The 6043-nt window shown below is 57.5% G+C and carries 3 protein-coding genes; 2 read left to right on the forward strand and 1 reads right to left on the reverse strand.

Annotated elements, in window-relative coordinates:
• Positions 1-693: 693 nt before the first annotated feature.
• Positions 694-1092, forward strand: a complete 399-nt coding sequence (locus SO156_RS33320) for a hypothetical protein (RefSeq protein WP_498537722.1) — start codon at positions 694-696, stop codon at positions 1090-1092.
• Between the two features lie 1518 nt (positions 1093-2610).
• Here the strand turns inward: SO156_RS33320 and SO156_RS33325 are convergent.
• Positions 2611-2967 (reverse strand): hypothetical protein, encoded by a 357-nt coding sequence (locus tag SO156_RS33325; RefSeq protein WP_498537723.1) that lies wholly within the window; start codon positions 2965-2967, stop codon positions 2611-2613.
• Positions 2968-4429: 1462 nt separating this feature from the next.
• On the opposite strand from SO156_RS33325, the gene hemC reads away from it, so the two are divergent.
• A complete protein-coding gene (gene hemC / locus SO156_RS33330; protein WP_498537724.1) occupies positions 4430-5581 on the forward strand; it encodes a hydroxymethylbilane synthase in 1152 nt (383 codons plus the stop codon).
• Positions 5582-6043 lie beyond the last annotated feature (462 nt).

Consider the following 6043-nt stretch of genomic DNA (forward strand, 5'->3'; position numbering starts at 1 on the left):
GCAGCAGCAAGCACGGTTTCGGTCGTCGCTCCCGTGATGGAGTTCAATGCTGGCTTGATTGGTATAGCATGGTGCTCTGCCGACCTAGCGAGGTCTCGAATGTGACGCTCTCCTGCACCGGCAAGGGTATCGAATTGCGAAATCATGAAGCGGCATCGATACATTGTCGAAGACTCCGCAGCGCTTATGAGAACGCGAAAGTTGGCGCGCTGTCTTAAGTCACCGCTCGCAAGCGACGAAAAAGCCTCATAATTTCAGGGAGTCGAGTCCGGACTATCGTGTCGCCCAAGAACAAGGTCAACCGTCGCGAACCTGTGTGTGTGGCCGGGAATGACGCGGATGACGTGTGGCGCGGTCCGGGCGATCTTCCCAGCCTTTCCTGACGTCGAGAGCCAGACACTGAAGCATCGTCGCCTCGTGCGCCTGAAGTTCACTCCGCTCTCGGACTGCCGGACGCTCAGCGCCACACTAACCCACTTCCATGGCGACGGGTGAGTGGAATGGAAACAATAACGACCAGGCATTTCCAATGGTTGGCGTATCGGCATAGGCTTCTGTGCGTCTAACCGGGCTGACCCGTGGCGGTTTGTACGGCGTGCTTGCCAGCATAGGGCGGCGTGATCGTCGTCTTGGGTGGCTGCACTCGACGCGTCGCGAGGACCGTTCGGGCAACCAAGCACGTAGGAGTCACTGATGTCGTTCCGCTTCATCACCAAGTCTATCCACGCCTATTTAGTCGACTATCCCGTCGCGATCCTCTTGATAGCAGCGCCGTTTGTGCTGAAGCTCGGCCAGAGCGGGCCCGTCGCAATGTGGCTTTCGGTTGTTGTCGGTGTCGCGGCGCTATTCTTGGCCGCCCTGACCGACCATCCCACCGGGCTCGTCCGCATCATTCCCTACTGGCTGCACCTTAGGGTCGATCGCGCCATCGGCGTGGTGTTTGTCGTCGCCCCGTTTGCTTTCAAATTCTTCGGGCTCGACGCCTGGTACTACTGGGTCCTCGCTGCCGCCGTCCTGCTAACGACCTCAGTCTTTAACGCGCCTGACGAGCCGTTCGCGCGTTTGGGGTTGAACACGCCCGCAGCGGGTTGAAGGCGGCGACGTCGTGGGTCGCGACGTTTGTGTTCGTCCCTGAGCACTCGGGAAGTGCGAGCGGTTCTGCTTCCTTACGAGCGCTCAGAAGATGACGGTACATGGCATTCCGGGGGCACCATTGATGTCGTCGTCCGAATGCTCGCGGGATTGTGGGCTAAGAAAGGACGCCCATCCTTGGCTTCGGATCGAGCGCTCGCACTGCAAAGCGCCGCACCAGGTCGATCTCGCTACCGTGTCCCATCCGTCGACAACCTTCGTTCATGATCTCGGCGGCATGGCTACGATATCCGGACGAACTCAAGAAGGGCCTGATGCTGCCGTTTTGCCCCTCGCTTCTGCTCCGACTAGCATTGTCTTGAAGGTGATTTCGATGAGCTATTCAGGAAAGGCCGGCCTTGGCACACCGGTCACGTTACTTGCACACTGAGGTCTTGCCGTGCCGTCGGCCTCCTTGCGAACTTTGCCCGCCGCGAACGAATGCGGCGTCGACATCGAGGACATAGAGCGTCTCCTCGGCGACGTTGTCCAACGTTGCCGAAGCGCGCCAATCGCTTGACGGCATCGGCGTAGTCGCCCGCATCCGCTGTTCCCTCATCGAGAACTCAGCCGGCTTGACGGATTCATCGAGAGACGCAAGCGCGATCAGGTTCCGCCTCTCGTCGTAGCTAAGCTCCCCGGAGACATGGATCGTGTGGCCAACCATGATCGCGTGTGTGTATCGGTAGGCATCTTCTCACGGCAAACCGACATAGGCCGCCTCCTTGCCATTTACTCAGCTGCACTTACGTCGTTGCTTTGCATATCGAACCTCCTGGCTTCTCAGCCCGGCATCGCGTCTCGAGTGGCGGCACTGAAAGCTTCGGTACGACAATGCCTTGGAGAAGGACGTTGCAACGCCCGCGACGGAAATCACCTCTCGCCATAGGGTCCACAGACGACGTTATTGCCGCCCCGCCACGTGATGCCGTAGCGAGGAAAGCCACCAGCCGCTTCTGCAGAGATTCCCGTTGCCGCCCTTAGACCAATCGAGGTGACGCACGCCAACGCGCCGCTCTCGTTGACCATGATGCCGCTCCTACGGTTTAGACCGCGCTGAACTGTGGTTATCGCCTTCACTGAAACACGATCCGCTAGCCGGCGTTGGGAGATCCCCGAGCCACACTCGGCCCTGACGGCCTCCCGGCATTGCCTTTATCTCTGGAGTGAGGACAATCATGTTGATTCCAATCTCGCTGAATGGCTGCGCCCAAGCAGATTCTCATTGCGTGTCGGCAATAACCCGCGCTCATAAGCAAGCTTGTAGGCGTATGCGGCCGATAGTCCCTTGCTCATCGCAAGTTCGGTTCCTTTGATGGGATCGCCTAGATAAGCATACAGGATTTGCTCGCGAATCACTTTGGTGATCCTGTTGCGGCTATTCCATCGTCCAGTTGTCAATTGACGCCTCCTTATGCATTGCAACACGCGGCATCAGACGAGTTGGAGCTAGTGGGCGGATCGGCCTTCGACTCGCGCTCAGCCCATGCTCCCCGGCATGAAGCAGCGCGCCTTGGGGTGACCATTTAGGTTGTAAGGCCAAACCATCGTACGGCCAGCGCGGTTCGGTCCATCCACGACAGCGTCGCTCGGAACATCAACCCACTCGCCATCAATGCGTACGCGATAGTGGCCATCCTTAGTTTCCCAATCGGCATCATCAACGCGCTTCGCATCGCTGCCATCGCAGCAGGGCCCATTGCCGCTGTGCAGGCTCTCATACCAACTGTTCAACTCAGGATGCTGATAATCGTGGGCGCGGGCGCGGCCAATTGTAGAAGTCGGCGCCATGACGGCGAATACAATAAGCGTTGCATACCAAATGTGATTGTTCATCTCACACCCGATTCCGGAATCTCTCTGTGCAGTCGGGAAATCTAACCATCCGCATCATGCGACGCGTTCTGAGACCGCCGCTGGTGGCCGTCGGCAAGGGTCTTAAGCCGATCAGCAATCGCCAAGTCCGTCATAGTTCTGGCAGCGCGGAGCAAAGTCCGTGCCGTTTCTAGATATTGCTTGCCTCGTCGTGAAATCTGCAATGTCATGAAGCCCTCGCAGGGTTCTCGGGCGGCTGGTTGAAGGCGATTTGGAGCCAGCCCACCCAATCGCGGTCACTTTCCCTGCGAACTCTGAAGCGATCGACGCACTTCTTGGAGCAAAGCGGGGTTCGCCACGAGTAATGCCGGACGAGACCAAACTTGCCATCACAAACTGCACATCGCGCGGCTCTGCCAGATTTAAGACTTTCCGAAAAGCCGGGCATTGGAGTCTCCTTCCTCGCTGTTAAGTCCTCTTTTTCACCGTCGCATTTCATGAGCTTGTGCGCTTTTAAAACGCACGCAGCGTAGGACGATCGCGATCAGCGGCTCAATTGAACCTAGGTAACCGTCGGGCATCATAAGGGGGCAAAGAACGATACCAAGGTTTATGGCGCTCCCGGCTAAAGCCACACTTCCGCATAGGGTCTAAAATGCGAAGAATCAGTGTGACCACATCTAGTGCGCCGTACCTCGCTAACCAGACCTCGACAAGGCATATGGCCACTTCGCTGATGTGCCTAGAGGCGACGTAACTCGTCCGGGTCAGCTCGGAACGAGTGGCGGTCGGGAGACTTGGCTTCGTGCCACCGCCAGTCCTGAGTGTGCAAGAACAGTTTGATCGTTACCCATGTAACGCAATTCTGCATTCCGAGTTTCTCTGTGGGCATCCAGCGCATCTGCAAAATGACGATGTCTTTCCCTCTCTTACTCGGTCCGCCACCGGCGACGACGTCGCGTTGGTACGCGCAACCTCGAATTGGTCTGAGGGCGGCGACGGGAATCTCTGCAGAATCGGCTGGTGGCATTCCTCGTTACGGCGTCACGTGGCGGGGGCGGTAATAACGATCGTGTATCGACACTATGGCCAGAGGTGATTTCCGTCGCGGACGTTGCAAGGTCATTCTCCAAGGCATCGGCGCACCGAAACTTTCAGTGTCGCCACTCGAGACGCGATGCCGGACTGAGAAGCCAGGAGGTTCGATATGCAAAGCAACGAGGTAATTGCGGCCGCAGTAAACGGCAAGGAAACCGCCTATGTCGGTGTGCCGTGGGATTCCACGTCTATGAATCCATTCGAATGCGCATTCCGAGATACGAGCTCAACGATGAGCTGTGGCTACTGACCTATCCGGACATCCGAAAAACAGGACGAATATACGCCTTCGTGACACACTGCGTCGAGGCGACCAGAGAGCGACGCGATCTAATCCAGGGGCTTTGGCTCCTCGACGACCGGGGGCACCCCTTCGTTTAATGTGATGCCGCACACGATATTTCGATCACAGTTCCACGACCTTTATCGTTCCGTTATGAAAACAGGTGATGGCAGCTCACGTGCGGCGTTTCATTTCGACACCTTCGACCTGAAAGGATGCACGGTCGCATTCGGTGCACTCGTATCCGAAGATGCAAACTCCATGCAACTTAGCAGCACTAGAGGTTGGCGAACTACTCAAGAAGCAAGAGGTTTGATCGTGGAAATCCGGATCGGTACCAGGCGAAGTGATTTAGCCCGCTGGCAAGCCAATCACGTCGCCGATCTTATTCGTAGCGTGGAACCGGCCGCTAAGGTACAAATGGTCTTCGTCAGTTCCCTTGGCGATAAAGATCGACGGTCAGGATTTCAGCAGATTGGCGGCATTGGAGCATTCACGAAGGAGAGTGAAGACACGCTTCTGCGCGACGAAGTTGACCTGGTCGTTCATTCCCTCAAAGATCTTCCGACAAAGTTACAGCCCGGCTTGGTCTTGGCGGCCGTTCCCAAAAGAGAGGATCCTCGCGACGCGATATGCGGCGTTACACTAGATCAGCTACGACCGGGGCTGCGCGTCGGCACTGGATCAATTCGTCGCAAGGCTCAACTTCTCGCTCTATGCAGTGGTCTGGATATTCGACCCATCCGAGGGAACGTTTCTCCAAGGCTGCGTAAGGCAAAGAACCGAGAGGGAATAGACGCGACTCTTTTGGCAGCGGCGGGGTTGTCCCGGCTAGGATTGCTACATGAGACCTCACAGATTTTAGACGCGCATGTTTTCCCGTATGCAGTCGGCCAAGGTGCTCTCGCGGCCGAAGCTCGCGAAGAGGATACGGCACTCATAGCGCTGCTTCAAAAGATTGAAGATCGGCAATCGCGCACCGAAGTGGATGCAGAGCGCGCATTAATGAGAAGTCTCGATGCGGGTTGCAGCCTACCCGTCGGGGTCTCTGCCACATGGCTCGCCGGGACATTAACACTTCGAGGACAGGTGACCCATCCGGACGGCCAAACGAAGATTGCCAATGAAAGCGTGGGTCTTGCCGATCAAGCCGACGCAATAGGCAGAAGTCTCGGGCATAAACTTCTTCAGCAAGGTGCGGAGGAGATATTGAAGGCCGCGCGACGTTCCGTGGAACACCAAAGGCCAGACTGAATTCGCTACCCGGCATGACAACCTTATGTTCTTGGGACGCCAGCATAGCTGGCCCGCCGGAACGGCCGCTCGGCTTAAGCGCACCGCCTCACCGCGCCAAGCCGATGGGTCAAGGTCGCGCAACGCCCGCAGGCCTTTTGCCTTGATACGGCCGGGTTGGTGCGGCCCGGAATCAAAGCGTGATCTTTGAACGTCCGGCCAGAGCTACTTGCGGAGGTCGGAAAAAACCATCCCGGATCGGGCGTCAGTGATGCCGACCTTCGTAACAACCTTATGTTCTTGGGACGCCAGCATAGCTGGCCCGCCGGAACGGCCGCTCGGCTTAAGTGCACCGCCTCACCGCGCCAAGCCGATGGGTCAAGGTCGCGCAACGCCCCGCAGGCCTTTGCCTTGATACGGCCGGGTTGGTGCGGCCCGGAATCAAAGCGTGATCTTTGAACGTCCGGCCAGAGCTACTTGCGG

The sequence above is a fragment of the Bradyrhizobium sp. UFLA05-125 genome (assembly GCF_059803515.1).